This window comes from Methanolobus tindarius DSM 2278 (assembly GCF_000504205.1).
GTDB lineage: Archaea > Halobacteriota > Methanosarcinia > Methanosarcinales > Methanosarcinaceae > Methanolobus > Methanolobus tindarius.
This window is the reverse complement of record NZ_AZAJ01000001.1, coordinates 1787518-1808020: the sequence shown is the minus strand read 5'-3', so window position 1 is coordinate 1808020 and position 20503 is coordinate 1787518. Positions and strand designations below refer to the sequence as shown.

At 40.6% G+C, this 20503-nt stretch carries 24 protein-coding genes, 1 tRNA gene and 1 other RNA gene; 16 read left to right on the top strand and 10 right to left on the bottom strand.

All coding sequences use genetic code 11. The features are described 5' to 3' along the window. Positions 1-49: 49 nt before the first annotated feature. Entirely contained in the window at positions 50-1426 is a 1377-nt protein-coding gene (locus METTI_RS08720; RefSeq protein WP_023845454.1) for an ATPase domain-containing protein, read from the top strand. A gap of 41 nt (positions 1427-1467) precedes the next feature. Here the strand turns inward: METTI_RS08720 and METTI_RS08715 are convergent, their stop codons facing one another. Beyond that, complete coding sequence (locus METTI_RS08715; RefSeq protein WP_023845453.1) at positions 1468-1707, bottom strand: MarR family transcriptional regulator; 240 nt, start codon at positions 1705-1707, stop codon at positions 1468-1470. Between the two features lie 142 nt (positions 1708-1849). On the opposite strand from METTI_RS08715, the gene ffs reads away from it, so the two are divergent. From ffs to METTI_RS08705, 3 genes are all read left to right on the top strand, one after another. Further along, an RNA gene (gene ffs, locus METTI_RS15565) (signal recognition particle sRNA) lies at positions 1850-2164 on the top strand. A 59-nt stretch (positions 2165-2223) separates the two neighbouring features. Beyond that, positions 2224-2308: transfer RNA gene (locus METTI_RS08710), tRNA-Ser, on the top strand. Between the two features lie 91 nt (positions 2309-2399). Then, positions 2400-2633, top strand: coding sequence for a hypothetical protein (locus tag METTI_RS08705; protein ID WP_023845452.1), 234 nt, complete (start codon positions 2400-2402; stop codon positions 2631-2633). On the opposite strand, the gene METTI_RS08700 is transcribed toward METTI_RS08705, so the two are convergent. Continuing rightward, complete coding sequence (locus tag METTI_RS08700; RefSeq protein WP_023845451.1) at positions 2634-2960, bottom strand: ribonuclease P protein component 4; 327 nt, start codon at positions 2958-2960, stop codon at positions 2634-2636. 10 nt (positions 2961-2970) lie between these two features. Beyond that, a complete protein-coding gene (locus METTI_RS08695) occupies positions 2971-3630 on the bottom strand; it encodes an MBL fold metallo-hydrolase (RefSeq protein WP_023845450.1) in 660 nt (219 codons plus the stop codon). A 210-nt stretch (positions 3631-3840) separates the two neighbouring features. Between METTI_RS08695 and METTI_RS15145 the strand changes: the two genes are divergently transcribed. The 8 genes from METTI_RS15145 (at position 3841) to rpl12p (ending at position 10027) form a co-directional block, all read left to right on the top strand. Continuing rightward, positions 3841-5262, top strand: coding sequence for a D-aminoacyl-tRNA deacylase (locus METTI_RS15145; RefSeq protein ID WP_023845449.1), 1422 nt, complete (start codon positions 3841-3843; stop codon positions 5260-5262). 57 nt (positions 5263-5319) lie between these two features. Continuing rightward, a complete protein-coding gene (ftsZ, locus tag METTI_RS08685; protein ID WP_023845448.1) occupies positions 5320-6432 on the top strand; it encodes a cell division protein FtsZ in 1113 nt (370 codons plus the stop codon). A 217-nt stretch (positions 6433-6649) separates the two neighbouring features. Next, complete coding sequence (locus METTI_RS08680) at positions 6650-6832, top strand: protein translocase SEC61 complex subunit gamma (protein ID WP_394296225.1); 183 nt, start codon at positions 6650-6652, stop codon at positions 6830-6832. A gap of 2 nt (positions 6833-6834) precedes the next feature. Beyond that, a complete protein-coding gene (locus tag METTI_RS08675; protein WP_048135990.1) occupies positions 6835-7302 on the top strand; it encodes a transcription elongation factor Spt5 in 468 nt (155 codons plus the stop codon). A gap of 52 nt (positions 7303-7354) precedes the next feature. Further along, positions 7355-7840 (top strand): 50S ribosomal protein L11, encoded by a 486-nt coding sequence (locus METTI_RS08670; protein ID WP_023845445.1) that lies wholly within the window; start codon positions 7355-7357, stop codon positions 7838-7840. A gap of 158 nt (positions 7841-7998) precedes the next feature. Further along, positions 7999-8640, top strand: coding sequence for a 50S ribosomal protein L1 (locus tag METTI_RS08665; RefSeq protein ID WP_023845444.1), 642 nt, complete (start codon positions 7999-8001; stop codon positions 8638-8640). A gap of 1 nt (position 8641) precedes the next feature. Next, positions 8642-9664 carry a 50S ribosomal protein L10 gene (locus tag METTI_RS08660; protein WP_023845443.1) on the top strand — a complete coding sequence of 341 codons (1023 nt, stop codon included), beginning with the start codon at positions 8642-8644 and terminating at the stop codon, positions 9662-9664. A 54-nt stretch (positions 9665-9718) separates the two neighbouring features. Beyond that, entirely contained in the window at positions 9719-10027 is a 309-nt protein-coding gene (gene rpl12p, locus METTI_RS08655; RefSeq protein ID WP_023845442.1) for a 50S ribosomal protein P1, read from the top strand. Positions 10028-10073: 46 nt separating this feature from the next. Here the strand turns inward: rpl12p and METTI_RS08650 are convergent, their stop codons facing one another. Beyond that, entirely contained in the window at positions 10074-10706 is a 633-nt protein-coding gene (locus METTI_RS08650; RefSeq protein ID WP_048135333.1) for a class I SAM-dependent methyltransferase, read from the bottom strand. Between the two features lie 123 nt (positions 10707-10829). Continuing rightward, on the bottom strand, positions 10830-12461 hold the full coding sequence (locus METTI_RS08645) for an ABC1 kinase family protein (protein WP_023845440.1): 1632 nt from the start codon (positions 12459-12461) through the stop codon (positions 10830-10832). 232 nt (positions 12462-12693) lie between these two features. Here METTI_RS08645 and METTI_RS08640 point away from each other — a divergent pair, with 232 nt between their 5' ends. Continuing rightward, on the top strand, positions 12694-13536 hold the full coding sequence (locus METTI_RS08640; protein WP_023845439.1) for an energy-coupling factor ABC transporter ATP-binding protein: 843 nt from the start codon (positions 12694-12696) through the stop codon (positions 13534-13536). An 11-nt stretch (positions 13537-13547) separates the two neighbouring features. Further along, positions 13548-14354: a cobalt ECF transporter T component CbiQ gene (gene cbiQ, locus METTI_RS08635; protein ID WP_023845438.1), complete on the top strand. Its 807-nt coding sequence runs from the start codon at positions 13548-13550 to the stop codon at positions 14352-14354. Between the two features lie 46 nt (positions 14355-14400). Here cbiQ and METTI_RS08630 read toward each other — a convergent pair whose 3' ends face one another. Both METTI_RS08630 and cbiM read right to left on the bottom strand, forming a co-directional pair. Then, positions 14401-14715 carry a PDGLE domain-containing protein gene (locus METTI_RS08630; RefSeq protein WP_023845437.1) on the bottom strand — a complete coding sequence of 105 codons (315 nt, stop codon included), beginning with the start codon at positions 14713-14715 and terminating at the stop codon, positions 14401-14403. Continuing rightward, on the bottom strand, positions 14712-15362 hold the full coding sequence (gene cbiM / locus METTI_RS08625) for a cobalt transporter CbiM (protein WP_023845436.1): 651 nt from the start codon (positions 15360-15362) through the stop codon (positions 14712-14714). Before cbiM ends, METTI_RS08630 begins: the two co-directional genes overlap by 4 nt. A 190-nt stretch (positions 15363-15552) precedes the next feature. On the opposite strand from cbiM, the gene METTI_RS08620 reads away from it, so the two are divergent. After that, the gene (locus METTI_RS08620; protein WP_023845435.1) at positions 15553-16527 is read left to right on the top strand and encodes a radical SAM protein; all 975 of its coding nucleotides are present in this window, start codon (positions 15553-15555) and stop codon (positions 16525-16527) included. Between the two features lie 145 nt (positions 16528-16672). Continuing rightward, the gene (locus METTI_RS08615) at positions 16673-17251 is read left to right on the top strand and encodes a cohesin domain-containing protein (RefSeq protein ID WP_023845434.1); all 579 of its coding nucleotides are present in this window, start codon (positions 16673-16675) and stop codon (positions 17249-17251) included. Between the two features lie 10 nt (positions 17252-17261). Here METTI_RS08615 and METTI_RS08610 read toward each other — a convergent pair whose 3' ends face one another. From METTI_RS08610 to ercA, 3 genes are all read right to left on the bottom strand, one after another. After that, entirely contained in the window at positions 17262-18041 is a 780-nt protein-coding gene (locus METTI_RS08610) for an SAM hydrolase/SAM-dependent halogenase family protein (protein WP_023845433.1), read from the bottom strand. Between the two features lie 72 nt (positions 18042-18113). Continuing rightward, the gene (locus METTI_RS15140) at positions 18114-19268 is read right to left on the bottom strand and encodes a PAS domain S-box protein (RefSeq protein WP_023845432.1); all 1155 of its coding nucleotides are present in this window, start codon (positions 19266-19268) and stop codon (positions 18114-18116) included. Further along, positions 19255-20445: an alcohol dehydrogenase-like regulatory protein ErcA gene (gene ercA, locus METTI_RS08600; RefSeq protein WP_023845431.1), complete on the bottom strand. Its 1191-nt coding sequence runs from the start codon at positions 20443-20445 to the stop codon at positions 19255-19257. The genes METTI_RS15140 and ercA overlap by 14 nt, the downstream gene beginning before the upstream one ends. Positions 20446-20503 lie beyond the last annotated feature (58 nt).

Below are 20503 nucleotides of genomic sequence, written 5' to 3'. Positions count from 1 at the left end.
AAATTAACGAATAAACATTTATTCAGACGACAGAAAAACCAGAGATAACATGGACCAATTGAAACATATTTCGTGTGGAATCAAAGGACTTGACACAATCCTTGGGGGAATCATGTCGCCCTCAACAATACTCATAGCAGGATCTGCAGGAGTGGGAAAAACCATAATGTCACTCCAGATGTTATCAAACGCTTCCAAAAATGGAGAGAAAGCACTTTACATTCCAATTACAACCGAAAATCCTGAAAAACTGAAACTTTACAACTCAACACTCGATTTTTATGAAGACTCTTTTGAAGTCCACCCTATTAACAGACAATTGGCTGAAAAAGATCCATTGACTACATTAATAGAAATTGGAAACATCATTGAGTCGACAAAACCAGATAGACTTGTAATTGATCCCATTACTCCACTTGGATATGGTTTTATTGAACAGGAAAAAAGAAGATTTTTTTATACACTTGATTCCATGTTGCAAGAGAGGAATATGATTACATTCCTTGTTGGGGAATTGCAAAAATCAGAGATCCATAATTCTGTTGTCAGTCACCTCTCTGACGGAATAGTATATCTGACCAGAGAAGACAGGAACACAAGAGCAGATCATCGTCTAGAATTCATAAAAATGAGAGGAATTGATCCTGGGAAACGTTCTGAGATTACCTCACATAAATATCTTTACAACATCAACTCATCCGGTTTTACGGTATATCCACACTTAAGACCAGTAAAGGAAATTAATCTTGATGACACCAGGGTCGAAATTGGAGTCCCTGGTCTTGATAGTATGTTTGAAGGTGGCTTATACCGATACAACAGCTTGCTGGTGGCAGGTGTTCCCGGCACTGGTAAGAAACTGTTCGGATTGCAATTCATATTGCAAGGGTTAGACAATAATGAAGCTGCAATGATCATAACTTTTGAAGATACACCCCATCAAATGATACTGGATTCCAGAAGGATAGGATGGAACTTAGAAAAGTACATAGACAATGGACTTTTGCATTTTATCTGCACAAACCCAAACCAATTGTATCCTGCAGAGCATGCGGACAGGATTAAGGAAATTACAGAATTAAATGATATTAAAAGAGTCTTTTTCGATGGTACTAACCACATGGAGATATCTATCCCTGACATCCTTGAACTTAGAGGATACATATATTCAATTACAAGTTACCTCAAAAGTAAGAATATCACTTCTTTGTTCACTACAGACATAGCCCCTTCTGAATGTCCGGGAAATGAAAAAATAGACATTTCATCTATCATGGATTCCGTACTAATATTACATAATTCCAAAGCAAGAGACCGCAGATACATGTGTGTTACTAAATCCAGAGGTGCAAAGCATAAGCGCTCCATAAAAGAATATGCAATAACAGAGAGTGGAATCAAACTCAGAACAGATACCTTGATATGAATCTGAGGATTGATACTAAAAAATAAGAGAGTTGAATATAGTTAAATGCTCTGAACCTTGCGTTCCAGAGACTCTCCCAATTCTGTAAGCATATACATATCAGATTCCTGAACTATCAACTCTTTTTCGAGTAACTCACCCACAATTTTTTCCACTGATGGACGTGCAATGTGCATATTCTTGGCAAGTTTTCCTGCATCAAGCTGATGTTTAGAACCTAAGAGAGCAAGTAATTTCTGGCGATTTTTGTTACCAGTTACAAATCCAATCAATTCTTCCATTTTAGGCCTCCTATCTAATATTGTCCAGCATTCTATATATTACTTTTACATGTCAATCGCGGGATAAATAAAACATTATCAAAGACACCGATACAAATTCCACTAATGGATACTTTTATAACCTGTAATGCATATCTAAGGGTGGCAGGCTAGTCTGGGTAGCCCGGCGTTACCTGTAACCCGAAATCGCCGATACGCGGGGGACGAAGCCTGAAGAAGATGTTTGGACCATTTTCAAACCTGTAATTTCAACTGAGAAACCCCGTCCTGCTTGGATGACGTTGATATAGGTGCTTTCTGGAGAGAATGTACTCATATCTTAACTGTGGGAACCAGCCCAGGCCCGGAAGGGAGCAGGCCTACCATAGACAATCGTCGCTTGGAGGGCTGCGGGGTGGAGAAGAAATTTCAGACCACCTGATAATGGAAAAAGCAGCGACTTCGGGCGTGCCTGTCACTTAAACCCGGAAAACGTTAAATACCTGAATTGCATTTAGGAACGAACACTACAAATGTGACGAGATAGCCAAGCCCGGTATGGCGCAGGATTGCTAATCCTGTGGTGCTTTGCGCCTCGGGGGTTCGAATCCCCCTCTCGTCGTCTGATTTTTTAAATATCAAAACCATAGAGCAGATGTAATCATCCCATAGTAGCAAAAGAGCTAATAGAATAAAGGAGAGAATATGATACAATGTCTGAAAAAACAGTAATTCCTTTATTGAACAAAGCAGATAATGAATCTGAATCCAGTAGCAATGTTTCCTGCACATCATGCGGAGGAGGGTGCTGCGGCGGGCTTGGAATAAAAGCCGGTTCCGAAAAAGAAGTAGTATTCAGGAATATATTTCTCTATTTAGCCATGGGAGCAATAATATTTGCTGTGGCTTTTCTGGCAACAAAATTGCTTGCATGGATAAATCCATAATCATTCACTTTTTTCTTTACCATAAGGATATCTTTTGATATTACCACAATCCAAACACGATATAATTATAGAGTTACCCTTCAGACGCACCCTTGAATTATTTCCAGGCACTAATAGTGAACCACAGCTTTTACAAAAAGTTCTTTTAAGTTCTGAAGGAATACTAACCCTGTGCCTCATCCCAATTTTACGTGCAAGAGAGACATATCTTTTACTCATTTCAGGATTCGTTGGAAATTCTGTTTTTGCAAGGGAGAATAGATACTCGATTCTCTCCTGTGCAATGCTGCGAGCTACTGCCTTGTTTTTTTTTCGAGATCTTGCCATGAATAAGCACCTATGACTTAAAAAATAAGACCTCTGTGGATGGACACTCTGACTTTATTCGATCCACAAATCCAGAGATATTAATATTAGTTGCATCGTCGTAACACATAGGAATAACATAATCTGGTGAAAGTTTAGTTATTGCTTCTTCTGCTTTTTGTATGCTAATTAGCTGTTCATCACCAAGCGGCAACATTACAATATCGGGAGAGAGAGATTCCAGATCTGCAATATCACATGAATGCCCGGCGTGATAAATACTAAGATCCCCAAATGTGAAGAAATAACCCACACCTTCACCCAGAGTTCGACCTGACTCACATGAGGCGTAAGCAGGGAGAACTTCAATATCCACACCTTTGATGCTTAACTCACCTGTTAATGAATCGCCTTCCATAACTCTTCTGGCATCACCCCTGAACTGCAAGCTCATTTTTTCAGGTATAAGAGTAGTACAATCGGATTTGCGAACCTTCCTGATAGAATCTGGATCACAGTGACCATATTGTTCGTGCGTGATAACAATTAGGTCTGCCATATTCTCTTCTGGAATTTGTTCATCTCCAAGGCCATTTGGATCAATATAAAGGACCATTTCATCGGACTTTACCATGAAACCTGCATATTCCAGTTTTCTTATCAATACACCTTTAATTGTTATTTCAGCCAAAGTATCACATCTTTATGTTACTACAATAATTTGAGATAATAGTTAGATTCCAGCCAGTATCTGCCTCAATGCACAAATACAGTTGCGCAAAAAGACCAATACAATGATAAAACTTCATTCCAAATGAATACATCATAAGCATTAAAGCTACTGAGAGATAATTAATTATCAAAGTCACTGATACTGACCGGAGAGACAGGGATACTGAACATGAAAAAGATCAACATATTATGTTCTGCTGCCGATGCAGCAAGCCAGAACATAAAATACCACCTGCTTCAAAATGAATATTGGAAAAAAATTGAGCAGGTTCCGGATAACTGGAAAGAACTCATTTCAGTTTATGAAAATCAGGAAATGAGAATACTGGAAATTGAAGGACATCATATTTACGAAGACAGAATTGATGAGAAGATGAAGTCATCAGGATATGATACTGATCTGATAGTTGTCGCCTCAAAACACAAAAGTGGAGATGGAAGATCTGTACTTACTGCCCATTTCACAGGAAACCCGGATAAAGCAGATTTCGGAGGAAGACCCAAGGAGTTATCGGTGGCTGCACCACATATGTTGCGCCTTATTCTGAGAAATATGAAAACATTCTCTGATAAAGTAGATTATGAGGTGAATATGGAGTCTACTCATCACGGACCCACGGACTTAAAAACACCAATGATCTATGCAGAGATAGGAAGTTCTGAAAAACAGTGGAATGATTCAGAAGCAGGAAATATTGCATCAAAAGTTATAATAAACGCCGTTAAAGAGTTCACATCCCGGGAAGAATGTGGAGAATATATCCCGGTAGCAGTTGGTTTTGGAGGAGGGCATTATGCATCCAGGCAAACAGAACTGATACTTGATTCAGAAGTTACATTCGGGCATAATTTCCCGGACTATCAACTAGCCTTTGTAGACAAAAAGATGATAATTCAGGCTTTTGAGAAGTCATGTGCTGATTTTGCATATTTTGACAAAAAATCTATGAGTGCAAAAGAAAGGGAAAGACTTTCCGCACTCATGAATGAACTGCACTATATAATACTAAGAGAAAGTGACATCAGAGAGATTGGAAAAATACCCTGGAACATATTTATGAACATTAAGAATAAGTGCAATGAACTCTGCCCCGATGGAAAGTTCAGAGCCACTGAGATGTTTATATCTCAAATTGAAAAATCTCGACAGGAGACTGAAAAACCAGACGGTGAAATTGTCCTGTGCAGCATTAATGAAGAATTATTCCAGGAATCAGTAAAAGCTAGCAGGAAGCGTACTGAAGAAATACTTGCATGCTGTGCACCAATCTACATGAAAAGAAATAACGGAACTCTTTCAAATACCATCCTGGGAATAGGCGAAGATACTAAAAGTGCTATGCAGAACGTTACAAATGAATGCATTAAAATACTAAAAGAGCATTATGAAATTAAATATATTCCTGATGATAATATACTTTGTATCATCAGTGAAAAATTTGATCCGAAAGCAGCAAATGAACTGGATATCCCTCCCGGGCCAATGCTTGGGGAACTTGCAAAAGGTAACCCGGTAGTATTAGAGGGCAAGACCATCACGCCCGAGATGGTACACAAAAGAAAAATAAAGCGTATCCGGTTGTCCGATTAAATATATATAATCATACCTGTAATCCAATATACGATTTTCATTTGAGGGAGAAAAAGAATGAGATCCATAGTAGAAGAGGCACTTGCAAGGTCTGAACAGGAGGCAAACATCCGCAGTTCACCTGCAGCAAGCCCCGAGCATAAAGACATAAATGCAGAATTAGAGGAGATGCTACGTCAGCTACACACCAATATCAAGGTGATAGGTTGTGGTGGAGGAGGCTCCAACAGTACTCAGAGAATGGTCGAAGAGGGAATAAAAGGCGCAGAGTTCATTGCAGTAAACACAGATGCTCAGCACCTTCTGAATATAAGAGCAGATCAGAAGATACTCATTGGTAAGAAGAAGACCAGAGGCCTTGGTGCAGGAAGTCTCCCACAGATAGGAGAGGATGCAGCTCTTGAAAGCGTTGATGAAATCGCAGCCGTGGTGAACGGCAGTGACATGGTGTTCATTACATGCGGACTTGGGGGAGGAACCGGAACAGGTTCAGCACCGATTGTTGCAGAAGCTGCAAGAGATGCCGGAGCTCTCACCATTGCCGTTGTCACACTGCCTTTCAGTGTAGAGGGCCAGGTAAGAAGAACAAATGCAGAAGCAGGTCTTGAGAGACTCAGGGAAGTTGCAGACACGGTAATTGTAGTCCCAAATGACAAGCTCCTTGAAGTTGTTCCAAGATTACCACTCCAAGCAGCATTCAAAGTATCCGACGAAGTTCTCATGAGAGCTGTAAAAGGCATCACAGAGCTTATCACAAAACCAGGTCTTGTTAACCTTGACTTCGCTGATGTCAGGACAGTCATGCAGAATGGTGGCGTGGCAATGATAGGACTTGGCGAAGCAGATGGGGAAGTAAAAGCAGTTGAATCCGTACAGAAAGCACTGCGCAGTCCTCTTCTGGATGTTGATATATCAGGCGCAACTTCAGCTCTTGTCAATGTAATCGGTGGACCGGACATGACAATTGCAGAAGCAGAAAGCGTTGTGCAGGAGGTATACAGCAGAATCGACCCAGAGGCAAGACTTATATGGGGAGCTCAGGTCAACGATGAACTTGAGCAGACTGTGCGCACAATGATAGTGGTCACTGGTGTGAAATCACCACAGATATATGGCCACGGTGGCGCAAAGAACGTAACCCGAAAATACGGAATCGATTTTGTTAAATAGAATCTCTCCCTTTTTTAACATAGAATCTTTCGAGGGGGTTGCACATATACGCGATCCAATCGAAAGGTATTTTATTAAAGACGTAGTTTTGATGGCGCTATATACAGCAGACACAAAGTTCTGATATTATACGGCTTCAAAATAAACGCATGCATTATTAAATGATCATAACCGGTTGTGAAGTACTTTGGCAGAAAATTCATTTGATTTAAGCAACATCAATAGCGCAAACATAAACCAAACCCTGAAGACATATTTGAGGGTACTCAAACTAACAAAGAAACCATCCAGAGAGGAATTCTTGACCATAGCCAAGGTTGCGGGTCTGGGAATCCTTGCTATCGGATTCGTAGGTTTCCTTATATATGTACTTCTGGTGGAAATGCCTAAATGGGTGTAGTCATGACCGCAGAGTCAGCAATATTCGTAGTTAAAACAACTGCGAATCAGGAAAGATCAGTAGCAAATATGATAACTCAATCTGCAAGGAAAGAGCATCTGGACATCAGGGCAATACTTGCACCGGATGAGTTGAAAGGATATGTGCTAATAGAAGCTTCGTCTCCCGGAGATGTGGAACAGGCAATACAGACCGTGCCACACGCCAGAGCATTGGTAAAAGGGCAATCTTCCATAGAGGAGATATCACACTTCCTCACACCAAAACCAACTGTTACAGGTATCTCCGAAGGCGCAATCATCGAAATAACATCCGGTCCTTTCAAAGGTGAAAAGGCACGTGTGAAGAGAGTCGATGAAGGACATGAGGAAATAACAGTAGAACTGTTCGATGCGGTTGTACCGATACCTATAACTATTCGCGGAGATACTGTAAGAGTCCTCAGGAAAGATGAAGAGAATAATTCCTGAAAGCATGAAAATTGAATTTATATTTATTATTTAATCCAACGGTGATATTCAAATGGCAAATGTTGTAGAAGCATTGGTCCCAGGAGGAAAAGCAAATCCAGGTCCACCACTTGGTCCTGCACTTGGTCCTCTTGGAATTAACATAAAAGACGTGATCGACAAGATCAACGAGAAGACTAAAGATTTCAATGGGATGCAAGTCCCGGTAAAAGTTATAGTTGCAGACGACAAGAGTTTTGAGATAGAAGTCGGAACTCCACCTACATCTGCACTTATAATGCAGGAAATCGGAATCCAGAAGGGATCTGGCGAACCAAACACAACAATCGTAGGTAACCTTACGATCCCACAGGCAGCAAAGATTGCACGCATGAAGAAGGATGATATCCTTTCATACGAGCTGAAAGCTGCTGTAAAAGAGGTTCTTGGATCCTGTGTCCCAATGGGCGTTACAGCAGAAGGTATGTCCCCACAGGAATGCCAGAAAGCTATCGACGAGGGACAGTTTGACGATGTACTGGCACAGGAAGCATGGTAATTCCATGCTTTGACCAATAACTTTAATATAAATACTGTTAATTGGTGTGCCCACTTATAGACAGAGATAAGGTTTGAACACCTGAAACTCTAGACAAAGCCGTAGTAGACCGTTAAGGTCCTGCCTGAACCATGAGTTCACACTACGGGAGGTAAAGAATGGCAGACGAAAATATAGTAGAAACTATTGAGAAGTTATTAGCAGAATCACCTGAGAGAAAATTCTCAGAAGGTATTGAGCTCGCTATTAACTTAAAGAATCTGGACATGAGTCAGCCTAAAAACCGTGTTGATGAAGAGATTTTACTCCCACACGGTCTGGGTAAAGACCTCAAGATCGCAGTATTTGCGAAAGGTGAGGTTGGCCTTCAGGCAAAAGATGCTGGCGCAGAAACCGTATTCTCAGAGGAAGATCTTGCAGATATGGCAGATGACAAGTCACGTGCAAGATCAGTTGCCAATGAGTTTGACTTCTTCATTGCAGAAGTTCAATATATGGCACAGATCGGTAAGGCACTTGGTGCCATATTGGGACCAAGAGGTAAAATGCCAACTCCATTGCCGCCAGGAAAGAACGTGGCTGATCTTATCAACAGCGCAAGAAGCTCAATCAGAATAAGATCAAAAGACAAGCTTACATTCCACGTATCCGTTGGCCGCAGAGACATGGAAGTCCGGAAACTTGCAGAGAACGTAGAAACAGTCCTTAATAGAGTGGAAGGCTCCCTTGAAAAGGGCAAGCACAACATAAGATCAATTTATGTTACAACCACTATGGGTAAGTCAGTGAAGGTGGTATAAAATGGCTGAAGAACACCACACAACCCACATCCCTCAGTGGAAAAAGGATGAAGTTGAGGCAATCAAGGAACTCATCAAGGAATACCCTATTTTTGGTGTCATTGGCATTGGTGGAATCCCAGCAAAACAACTTCAGAAAATGAGAAGGGATCTTAAAGGCAAGGCTGTTTTGAAAGTTGCGAGAAACACACTTATCAGAAGAGCACTTGACGAATCCAGTGAAGTAAAGGACATGGAAGAGTACGTAGACGTACAGACCGCCCTTGTATTCACAGAGCAGAACCCATTCAAGCTGTTCAAGACACTGGAAAAGAGCAAGAGCCCATCCCCAATCAAAGCAGGTGCAATTGCACCTCGTGACATTATCGTCGAAAAGGGCCCAACATCATTCCCACCAGGACCAATACTCGGAGATATGCAGGCAGCAGGAATTCCTGCAGCTATCGACGGTGGAAAGGTGGTAATCAGAGAAACAAAGGCCGTAGCAAAAGAAGGCGAAGCAGTTTCACAGAAACTCGCTGCAATGCTTACAAGACTTGAGATCTATCCAATGGAAGTAGGTCTTGACCTCAGAGCAGCCTTTGAGAACGGAATGATCTTCACACCAGATGTACTGGCTATCGACGAAGACAAATACTTCTCAGACATTGTGCTGGCAGCACAGCAGGCATTCAACACATCCGTGTTCGCAGCATATCCAACTGAAGAAAACATCAAGACACTCATTGCAAAAGCAACCACAGAGTCACGAAACCTTGGTGTCAACGCAGTGGTACTGGAACCAGGCATCGTCGATGTGCTTCTTGGAAAAGCACAGTCCGAAATGCTTTCAGTTGCATCAATTGCATCTGCTAACAATGAAGAAGCAGTTGACGATGAACTAAAGGAAGCACTTGGTGCGGCAGCAAGCGCAGCTGCAGCAGCCCCAGCGGAAACTGTTGAAGAAGAAGAGAAGGAAGAAGAACAAGAAGAAGAGTCATCTGAAGAAGACGGCATGGCCGGACTTGGAGCACTCTTTGGATAATCAGAATTTACAAACTACAAAATTTACTTTGATATAAATAAAAGGTGATTTCACATGGAATACATATATGCAGCACTTTTACTCTATAAAGCAGGCAAAGACATTACAGAAGAAGCAGTAACAGCAGTACTCCAGGCAGCTGGCATAGACGTCGACGACGCACGTGCAAAAGCACTTGTCGCAGCTCTTGATGGCGTAGACATCGAGGAAGCAATGGCAACAGCAGCAGTCGCAGCAGCACCTGCAGCAGCAGCACCTGCAGCAGCAGAGGCAGCTCCAGCAGAAGAAGAAGCAGCTGAAGAAGAAGAAGACGATGCAGCAGAAGAGAGCGGCATGGCTGGTCTCGGAGCACTTTTCGGATAAACAAACTACTTCTTGTCCGCCTTTGTGCGGACAACATATTCTTTTTTTAATCAGCTTTCCGGTAAAGCTGGCATTTTACATAAGATTTGATATAAATCTCATTTTCAAGAATCAGGTTGTTTTCCCTGCAAATATCAGGATAATGATTATTCCAGCTTTCAGCTGTTTCTTTAAACATAAAGAAAGGAAGCATCATTACAGTATCAAGTCCCATTATTGGTTTTGCACAATCAACAATTGCAAAACAGGACTTGTCCTTTAGAACACGAGAAACTTCCCTGATAGCACCCTTTCGTACTTCAGACGTTGTCTCACAGAATGCCACAGAAGTGACTACAAGATCAAAAGATTCATCGGTAAATGGCAGAAGATCCATTGAACCCCTATAAAGATTCAGAGAAGTACCTGATTTTGAGCTTTTTATAGCTGCATAATCCAGCTGTGTACCCGACAGATCAAGCCCATGTATTTCCACATCCCCTCCAAGCTGCCTGGAAATTGCAATACCTACAGATTCAGTCCCACATCCAAGATCCAGAACAGACATTCTGTTTTCAAGCGGAAGAGCTTCAGCTACCTGATTGTAATATGTATTTCCAAAACCAAGGATTGTTGCAAAAAAATCATAGTGTCTTCCACCAAATAACCATCCAAAATTATTTCCTTTTACATGATTGATTTTAACACACCTTCCCCTATTAATTGTTAACAGAAATCAGGATTAACTGCTTACTCCCATAATTAGTATGAACCTGACCATAAATAAAATTTACAATTATTGAATCTATGAACTAAAAAATAATCAGGAATCCTTCACAAACATAACTGCAAAAAGGAATATAGCACTCATAAATCCCACAATACCCATTACAGGCAGGTAGCCTTCACCACTTATTGCAAAGTATGAAGATGCAAGAAGAATACCAAGAAGGAAGGTATATTTTGAAATTGAATCAATTGTCTTATACTTCCTGATTTCATCGGTCTTCTTTTCAAATCTTTCGATTTTATAACCCCTGATGGTCTCAATAACATCGTTGACACCCTGAGGCAGTTCCTTGATAATTTCCAGATACCTGTCACCTTCAAGCTGCAGGTACTCAAAAGCCTCAAATGGTGAATACCGCTTCATCAAAACCTTCATGATAACAGGTTTTGCATTTTCCAGCAGGTTAAATCTTGGATCAAGTTCAAGACAATTAGCTTCGATGAGAATAAGAGCCCTTTCAAGTGTTGAGAACTCAGTTGGAAGAGACAGATCATACTTCAGTCCCAGGGTCGCATAATTATCACTCTGACGTTCACCGGATGAATAATTCTGCTTCGATATAATGTCATCAAGATCCAGCTTGAAACGACGTACATTGATATCTTCCTTGTTTATTCCCGTAATCTTCATGAATGATTCAAATACAACATCCAGTCTTTTCTTGTAAATACCATAAAAAAGGTTGAGCATGTTGCGCCGAAGTTCATCATCAATAGTACCCACAGCACCAAAATCGATGTAAGCAATACCATCCTCCTGCAGGATTATGTTTGAACTATGAGGATCAGCATGATAGAACCCATCAATATAAACCTGTTTCAGGTAACTTTTACTGATGATATCTGCATACCATTTTTTCTTTTCAGCAGACACATCTGAAAGTTTCCTGATGGTAACGCCTTCCATATAATCCATGACAAGAACATTCTCATTGGAAAAATCGTCATAGATATGCGGAACATGAACCTCTTTCACATCTGCAAAGTTCTCTTCAAAACGCCTGATATTCCTTGCTTCATTACTCAGATCGAGCTCACGGCTGAGAAGCTCACTGAATTCATAAAGGAAACCATCAATGTCAAAATTCTTACCCAGACCCAGCATCTTCACAATCAGAGGTTTAAGGTCACTGAGAATTGCAAGATCAAGATTTATTGTATTTATCAGATTGGGCCTTGTTATCTTTACAGCGACCTTTTTTCCATCGAGTTTTGCTTCATAGACCTGGGCTATTGAAGCACATGCTATTGGCTCAGTATTGAATTCATCGAAAATCTCATGAATGTCAAAATTAGAATGCTCAAGAGTTTCATTGATCTCCTCAGTTCCAATGCTGCAACTAAAACCCTCAAAAGCCACTTTCATCGTATCAAAACCAAGAGGATTCACATTATCCTGAAGATTCCCCAGTTCCTCTATATATATAGCAGGAACAATATCAGGCCTCTTGCTAAGTATCTGACCCAGTTTTATGAATGTTGGTCCCAATTCCTCAAGGGCTTTTCTGAGTTTTACAGCATTGTCCCTGTTCTTGGAATCCAGTACACAGGGGTTTCTTCTGTTGGAAACATAATACTGGTTAACCTCACTATAAATAAGGCTAAAAAGATTATACTTTGAAAATACCCTGAAAATAGTAATGTACCTGCGGATCTTCCTGAACATCGATACTATGTTTGTCCTGTTAGTAGATATAGCTTAGTATCATTATAATAATTCTTGTCACCTGATAAAAAGGTAAAAACTGCAAAACTAATTCATTTTTTAATCACTTGAATAAAAAAATAATTTCATTTGGTAACACCAAACAAGTATTTATAACAGGATTCTTATGTAGAATGAAAAGCTCCCTGTCAAAAACAGGCTTTTTGGCCGGTTGCAAAGCAGCGTGACCAAAATGAACCAAAAACCCATAGTTCAGCTAAAAGGAGTATCCTATTTTTATGCAAGCAGCAAAACAAAAGCTCTTGACAACATAGACCTTGACCTTTATCCTGGGGAGAAGATAGCAATTCTGGGAGCAAACGGAGCAGGCAAATCCACACTTTTCAAACATCTCAACGGGATATTAAAACCTGCATCCGGAGAAATACTTGTAAAAGGGGAGCAGATATCAAAGAAGAACATCAGGACAGTACGCCACACAGTGGGCATCGTTTTTCAGAATCCTGATGACCAGATTCTTGCGCCGACAATTGAGCAGGATGTGGCTTTCGGACCAATTAACATGGGTCTTGATATGGAAGAAGTGAACAATAGAGTGAAGAAAGCTCTGGAACTTGTAAACCTTTCAGGTTTTGAAGAACGTTCACCACATCACCTCAGTGGAGGACAGAAGAAACTGGTGGCTATTGCAGGAGTGCTTGCAATGCAACCGGAAGTTGTTGTACTTGACGAACCAACCGCAGGACTTGACCCCCAGAGTGCCGAGAATATAATGAAAATAATCGATGGCATGAACAAAAAGTTCGGCATAACGGTCATTCTTTCAACGCATGATGTAGATATTGTTCCTCTTTTTGCAGACGTGGTCTATATTATGCATCACGGCAGGATAGAAGCCAGAGGGACTGCAAAAGAGATATTCAAAAAACATGAGTTGCTTGAAAATGCCCACCTTAGAATGCCGCGTATTGCAGAGGTATTCGAATTACTTCAGGAATCAGGGTTTGATGCTGATATAAAGATCACACCACCTGATGCAAAGGATGAGATCATTCGACTTATTAATAATAAATAAAAGGCCTGCCAATGGAAATCACACTCACGGACATTGAAAGGGAAGCATACAAGAATAGCCCCATCCACAGACTTGATGGGAGAGCAAAGATACTTGCAGTCATTGCAATTATCGTTTTTGCAGTAAGTTTGCCACGCATGGATGAGACAAATTTCTCAAAGCTGATAATTCTGGAGCTTTATATAATAACACTTATGGCAATTGCAAGACTTAATCCAGTTTATACCATAATGAGATTTCTTTCAATACTGCCATTTGGACTTGCCATAGTCCTGATACAACCTTTTGTCAGACAACCATTTATAGACTCATTCACAGTTTATCCGCTTGATCTCCCGTTGGGCATAACAGTAACCTATGAAGGCATATCTTTTGGTCTCATACTTCTTGCAAAATATATTGTCTGCATCACTGCAATTGTACTAATGTCATCTACTATGAAAATGAACGACATGGTAACTTCTGCAAGGCGTCTTGGAATGCCAGCAGAATTTACACTCATCCTATCAATGATGGTCAGATACCTTTTCGTATTCTGGATCATCCTTAAACGTATCAGAGTTGCACAGAAGACTCGTCTGTTCTACTTATGGAACAAGGATGTACCACATAAGTGGATACTCGAACAGGTTGCATACACCATCAGTTCATTATTCATTCGTTCATACGAACAGGGTGAAAGAACTTATATCAGTATGTTATGCAGAGGGTATTCAAGTGCAGATAAAATATATGTGCATAAAAACAAGCTGAAAACAAGTGATATTCTGTTCTCGATGATTACCATTGGAATAATGGTTGTGGCTTTTTTAGCCTGAGAATAAAATGGAGAAAAAAAGAAAGGAAGGAAAGAAAGGAAAATAATTATTCCTTCTTCATTGCTTTCCCTAATACGAAACTGATGCCAAGAACAAGGATAGTACCTGCAACCACTGCAATTACCTCACCCATTTTGCCCTGTCCTGCAATTGCATAATCCGGCATTGGAGACTCTAGAAAAGGAGCTGATTCTTCCATTTCAGCTAATTTTGATTCTTCCACAACACTCCCTGCTGCACTTTCAAGACCGTCGGGATCTGAAGATGCCAGGAAAGGAGCTGCAATAGCAATCAACAAAGCAATGGCAATTCCTGCATAAAGGAATTTCATGTTCATATTGGAACCTGCTGTCACACTCATGCCCTCACACCTTTTGAATTTGTAACTGATGAATCTAAAAGATCAGGTCTTGACTTTTCAATTGCTGTGATCACAATTGCTGTAATGAGACCTTCACCAACTACACCGATGATCAGATGGTAAAGACCCATTGTTGTAAGACCTGCTACAAGTGGGAATGTACCTGCAATTGACATTTCAACCGCACAGGCAAGAGCAGAGACCAGAAGACCAATCCATGCACCTACAAACGAAGCTGATTTGATACCGATCTTGTTCTTCAGTGCAACAAACAGGTAGTATCCAGTGAAACCGGAGATGACACCCATATTAAAGATGTTTACACCCATTGTTGTGATTCCTCCGTCACCAAAAATGAAACCCTGAACCAGTAGCACAAGTGTAAGTACGAGAACGCCTGCAAACGGACTTCCAAATATAATGGAAACAAGGACTGCACCAACCATGTGACCACTGGTACCCATCCCGATTGGAATGTTCAATGCCTGTATGGCAAATATGCCTGCTGCAAGTGCTGCGAGAATGGGCACTTTCATGTCATCAAGTTCTTTTCTAGCCCATTTGAGGGACATAAATATGAAAGGCAGAGCAATCACCCAATAAACAATTGCCTGACCAATTGGTATAAAGGAATCCGGAATATGCATTTTAAATCCTCATTAAGTTATAAACATGATATGAAAATAGTCCTATTTTGTAACACTTGTGGATACACACTAGGAAGTATATATACTTAATGAACTAACATCATTAATATTCGTATTACCTTTTCCCGAATCATCAAAACCAAGATATATAAAATAGAAAGTGGTAGAACAATAAAAACGGATAATCACTATGGCTAAATATTCACCATTCATTGCTGCAAAAGCTGTCTGGCAAATGCATATCAGAAAACGTCCCTTTGTGTTGTCCCATGCCATCAATTCCAGATGTAACATGAAATGTTCATTCTGCGAGTACTGGAAAACAGAAGGTTCGGAGATGGAACTCCAGGACATCTTCAAACTTCTTGATGAAGCCAGAGATTTTGGAATTCTTGTATATAATGCATGGACAGTGGAACCACTTCTCAGGAAAGATCTTCCTGAAATTCTGGCTCATGCTAAAAGCATTGGAATGGTAACATCCCTCATAACCAATGGACTTTTACTTGAAAAACGGATAGATGAACTCACAGACCTTGACTATCTTTCTGTTTCTGTTGATGGGACCTCCAGTTACAAGGATATCAGAGGTGTTGATCTTGACAGGATAATGCCAGGAATCCTTAAAGCAAAAGACAGAATTGAAAATCCACTTCTCCTTAATTGCGTAATCAGCGGAAAGAATCTAGAGGATATCGAAGAACTCATAACAATGGCAAAAGACCTGCATGTGAAAATATCATTCGAGCCAATGTACGAATTCCAGGGAATAGAAACAGACACATGGAACAGAATGGGAATTCGAGATATCGCAAAATATCATCAGACCGTAGACAGGATAATCGAGATGAAAAAGGAAGCTTATCCGATAATTAACTCTTATACATATCTTAAAATGGTCCGTGACCTGAAACCTGATTTTACCTGCCATGCAAATGACATTATACTTGACGTAACGGCCGATGGCAGTATAGAAAACTGCAGGGTATATCGGGAACAAATCGGACACATCAACGAAGGTATTGCAAAGTTTTGGGAAAGGACAAAGGACCTCCGAAAAGAGAAAGCCCATAATTGCCAGAAATGCCTTTTCTTTGGTTATGTTGAAAACAGCCTCATGTATAATTTCAATACCGAAGTTGCAAGGCACTATGAATGGATGTGAAGACCAATTCACCAGGGATATTACCTGCAATGTTTTTAATATAATAACTCACCAATAATTATATAGAATAATTGAAGGTGATCATATTCCATATATCAGACAATGCAGGATATTCACAACCGTTTCTTTATTTATTCTTTTAAGCTTGTTACTCGCAGGGACTGCAAGTGCGGAGATAGCAGTTACCCTGAGCCCATCACAATTACAGGTTGAGGAAAACGAAGAATTCACGCTTGATATAATGATAGAAAGTGATGCCAATGTTTCCGGTGCAGAGATGCAACTGGCATATGACCCCACACTTGTAGAAGTAGTATCCATAACCGAAGGCAACTTCTTCAAGCAGGGCGGAGAAAGCACAATATTCTCAAAAGGAACAATAGACAATGAACTCGGAACTGTAACCAATATCTATTCAGTAATAATGGGAGATGATACCATGCTTGACAGAGATGTTTTTGCCACCATCAAGCTTCAGGCAAAGGACAATTCCGGAATTACTGGTCTTGAGATGAAAAATGTAGTTATTACCAACTCTGCAGGAGACAAGCTACCAGTAACAATAATAAATTCAGAGATAGCAGTCGGTGATGTGGAAATGGAGACTCAGGAAATTGATATGGAAACCACATCTGAAGAAGAAAGTCCGAAAACCGGGCAGAACGGTGCAATAATAGCCATAGTTGCAATGTGCTGTGTGTATATCCTCAGGACAAAACAATGAATATGGGCAGTTAAGTTCTGCCCATAATTCCTATTCTTAAGCTGTTTCCATTGCTCAGATGGAGCAAACGTGAAGCACTGCCCTGGTTCACAGCTATCTCAAAGAACCCGTGACTTCCGATTAGCGAAATAAGACCCCATTTTGAAACTTCCCCATACGTTTTCAGGAAAGACATTTGTCTGCCGGATATTGAGAGAATCGTGCCCGGCTCTATTTCATCAAGAACCTTGTCACCGGGTATATTGGTGATTATATTCCCGAAATCATCCACATAAATAACAGTTGCTTCGATGAATTGTTTCTCTATAATGTAACCTGAAAAGTCCATATCAACATAGTCATCAGTCTTGCGGGCAATTTCAAGAACTTCCCTGCCATTTGACAAATATGCAGCTGCCGGTGCAAAAACATCCCTTCCATGGAACGTTGATGAGATATTTTCAGAAAGCTTTCCCTCTATAATTTCATAGACCTCAATATCCCCCAGCAGACGTGCCGGAGGTATCAAAAGACCATTATCAGGTCCTACAAACCAATGATCAGCTGCTTTGACAATTATTGCATTGCGGCCGGTGCCTACTCCCGGATCAATAACACCCACATGAATTGTTCCGGCAGGATAATGCTTGACCACAGAATAGATAGCAAAAGCACCTGCTCTTATATCAATTGGAGGAACTGAATGAGTTATATCAACAATTGTAGCACCCGGATTTATGCTGAGTATCACGCCCTTCATGGATGCAGGATAAAGGGAACCAAAATCAGTAGTGAGAGTAATTACTGACATGTATATGAATTCTGTCAGTTTTGCTATAAATACATACTTAAATTATGCTGTAAGCATCCATATCACTGGACATTATTGAACAGATTTGTACTGTCCTTGCGGAAAAATGATTTCAAAGCGAGCACCTTCACCAGAAGCGCCGATTTCTCTTATTCCAATGCCTGTAATTGAAAGGATCTCTTTTGAAAGAAAAAGTCCATATCCAGAAGAGGAACTACCTTTTTTAAACAACCTTTTCTTGTCCTCAATACCGATTCCATCATCCTGGAAAACAACCAGCAACTGATCATCCTGTTCATCAGTAGTAATGTAAAGGTGTTCAGCCCGGCTGTGTTTCACCACATTGTTTCCGAGATTGTAAAAAACTTTCCTAACCATTGGATCGGTGAAAATCATATAGCTCCCTGATTCTATATGAATATCAACCAGAGAATTATCCAATGATACCATAGCATCCTTCAGAGCAGCCCGAAGATTTACCCATTCGGGTGCATGAATTCCTATTTCCTGATAATCCTTGGTGAACATTATATGCTTATCTATAGACCTGATATTGCCCTTCATTCTCTGTATCAGTTCAAGTTGTTCAGGATCTTTTACTTTCTCTGCCAGCAGCAGTAAATATCCTTCCAGAACCATTACCTGATTAACTATATCATGACGGGTTATCGAACTTAAAAGATTTAGTTTATTGTTTGCCTGCCTGAGGGCTTCTGCCTTTTGTTCTTTCTCGGTGATGTCTTCAGCTACACCATCCACAAACTTGATATTACCATCAGAATCATATTGTGCGGAAAGGGTAAGAGAACAGAGAATAGTAGAACCATCCCTTACCTTAAATTTGATTTTATGATCTTTAATTTTTCCAAGTTGCTTCAATTTATCCATCAACTCTGCACGATCTTCCGGATGAAGATATATGCCTTCTACAGGATAATTCAATAGTTCATCTTCATTCTCAAATCCCAGCATCTTGCACAGAGCCGGGTTTGCCTGAATAATTCTTCCACCTTCCCAGGGTTCGGTTCTGATTATACCAATGTTCACATTCTCAACAAGAGTACGGTACTTATTTTCACTTTCCTGCAGGGCATCCATGGCAATGCTAAGTTCATTGATTTGTTCCTTAAGCTGAGGATAATAACTCTTGCGATGGGAGGTCTCAGTTAATCCAATGATTTTCTGCCTGAGATCATTCATTTCAACATCCTCTTCAGAGTGAATCATGGAAAATTCTCGCTATATCTTCAATTTTAGCCGGATTGGGATTCGTAGCCAGACACGGGTCTTTGAATGCATTTTTACTGAGAAGTTCAATATCACTGTCTTTTACGCCCATGCATGCCAATCCGGGTTTTATTTCCAGATGTTCAGTAATGTCCAAAAGCGCATTTACAACCCCTTCGGGGCCTTTGTCACCTACAGACTTAGTTCCCAACATAGCTGCTTCAAGTTCCTTATACTTTTCAGATGCAAAAGAATAATTGAACTCGACAACCGGACCCAGGAGCTGAGCATTACATTCCCCATGCGGAGAATCCTTATATCCACCCAGACTATGAGCCATTGCATGAACAAGACCCAAGCTGGCGTTTGAAAATGCAAGTCCTGCATACATGCTGCCAAGCATTACCTTATCCCTGTAAACAAGATTATCAGGTTCATCATAAACTTTGGGCAAATACTCCGATATTAGTTTTGTTGCTTCCAGTGCATACATGTCAGTCATCACAGAGGAGGCATTTGAAACATATGATTCAAAAGCGTGACAAAGAGCATCCATACCAGTAGCAGCAGTCAGTTGAGAATCCATTGAAAGCGTGGTTTCGGGATCTATAAGAGCCAGATCTGCTATCATGGTTTTACTGATTATGGCAAATTTACGCTTCTCTTTTTCATCGTTGATTATAGCAAATTGGGATACATCAGCAGAAGAACCTGCAGTGGTTGGAATACATATCAAAGGTGGGGCGGGCATAGCAACTTCATCCACACCTTCAAGTTCCAGAACACTACATTGATTTGAAGCTACAGCACCTATTGCTTTGGCACAGTCCATAGGACTACCGCCTCCGACGGCCACAATGAGATCGCATCCTTCATTCTCATAAAGTTCAGCGCCCCGCATCACTTCAGAGGATCTGGGGTTGGAAGAGACTTTGTTATAGACTACAATGTCTATTCCTTCTGAATTGATACTATCTTCAACTTCCCCGGCCCAGCCCGCTTTGATGACACCCGGATCTGTTACCAGCAGGATATTTCTGCCGGAGAGACTGTTGACATACTGGCCAATTAGATTTCTGGAGCCATCACCCAGAATAATTTCCGGCGCGGAGAATTTGCGGGTTGGAAGAATTCCATGAGACATATTAATCGTATTTTTACTACATTTCCCACTCATACTACATACCACCCCTGAAAACAGGTTCGTATTTTGATATACACTAAATATTTCTATG

What these genes read in the sequence shown, in the direction of transcription:
- cbiM (WP_023845436.1), bottom strand. Translation starts at nt 15,362, where the DNA reads ATGCATATTCCGGATTCCTTTATACCAATTGGTCAGGCAATTGTTTAT.
- ercA (WP_023845431.1), bottom strand. Translation starts at nt 20,445, where the DNA reads ATGAGTGGGAAATGTAGTAAAAATACGATTAATATGTCTCATGGAATT.
- METTI_RS08630 (WP_023845437.1), bottom strand. Translation starts at nt 14,715, where the DNA reads ATGAGTGTGACAGCAGGTTCCAATATGAACATGAAATTCCTTTATGCA.
- METTI_RS08645 (WP_023845440.1), bottom strand. Translation starts at nt 12,461, where the DNA reads ATGTTCAGGAAGATCCGCAGGTACATTACTATTTTCAGGGTATTTTCA.
- cbiQ (WP_023845438.1), top strand. Translation starts at nt 13,548, where the DNA reads ATGGAAATCACACTCACGGACATTGAAAGGGAAGCATACAAGAATAGC.
- METTI_RS08715 (WP_023845453.1), bottom strand. Translation starts at nt 1,707, where the DNA reads ATGGAAGAATTGATTGGATTTGTAACTGGTAACAAAAATCGCCAGAAA.
- rpl12p (WP_023845442.1), top strand. Translation starts at nt 9,719, where the DNA reads ATGGAATACATATATGCAGCACTTTTACTCTATAAAGCAGGCAAAGAC.
- METTI_RS08665 (WP_023845444.1), top strand. Translation starts at nt 7,999, where the DNA reads ATGGCAGACGAAAATATAGTAGAAACTATTGAGAAGTTATTAGCAGAA.
- METTI_RS08610 (WP_023845433.1), bottom strand. Translation starts at nt 18,041, where the DNA reads ATGTCAGTAATTACTCTCACTACTGATTTTGGTTCCCTTTATCCTGCA.
- METTI_RS08720 (WP_023845454.1), top strand. Translation starts at nt 50, where the DNA reads ATGGACCAATTGAAACATATTTCGTGTGGAATCAAAGGACTTGACACA.
- METTI_RS08700 (WP_023845451.1), bottom strand. Translation starts at nt 2,960, where the DNA reads ATGGCAAGATCTCGAAAAAAAAACAAGGCAGTAGCTCGCAGCATTGCA.
- METTI_RS08640 (WP_023845439.1), top strand. Translation starts at nt 12,694, where the DNA reads ATGAACCAAAAACCCATAGTTCAGCTAAAAGGAGTATCCTATTTTTAT.
- METTI_RS08675 (WP_048135990.1), top strand. Translation starts at nt 6,835, where the DNA reads ATGACCGCAGAGTCAGCAATATTCGTAGTTAAAACAACTGCGAATCAG.
- METTI_RS08670 (WP_023845445.1), top strand. Translation starts at nt 7,355, where the DNA reads ATGGCAAATGTTGTAGAAGCATTGGTCCCAGGAGGAAAAGCAAATCCA.
- METTI_RS08705 (WP_023845452.1), top strand. Translation starts at nt 2,400, where the DNA reads ATGTCTGAAAAAACAGTAATTCCTTTATTGAACAAAGCAGATAATGAA.
- ftsZ (WP_023845448.1), top strand. Translation starts at nt 5,320, where the DNA reads ATGAGATCCATAGTAGAAGAGGCACTTGCAAGGTCTGAACAGGAGGCA.
- METTI_RS15145 (WP_023845449.1), top strand. Translation starts at nt 3,841, where the DNA reads ATGAAAAAGATCAACATATTATGTTCTGCTGCCGATGCAGCAAGCCAG.
- METTI_RS15140 (WP_023845432.1), bottom strand. Translation starts at nt 19,268, where the DNA reads ATGATTCACTCTGAAGAGGATGTTGAAATGAATGATCTCAGGCAGAAA.
- METTI_RS08660 (WP_023845443.1), top strand. Translation starts at nt 8,642, where the DNA reads ATGGCTGAAGAACACCACACAACCCACATCCCTCAGTGGAAAAAGGAT.
- METTI_RS08620 (WP_023845435.1), top strand. Translation starts at nt 15,553, where the DNA reads ATGGCTAAATATTCACCATTCATTGCTGCAAAAGCTGTCTGGCAAATG.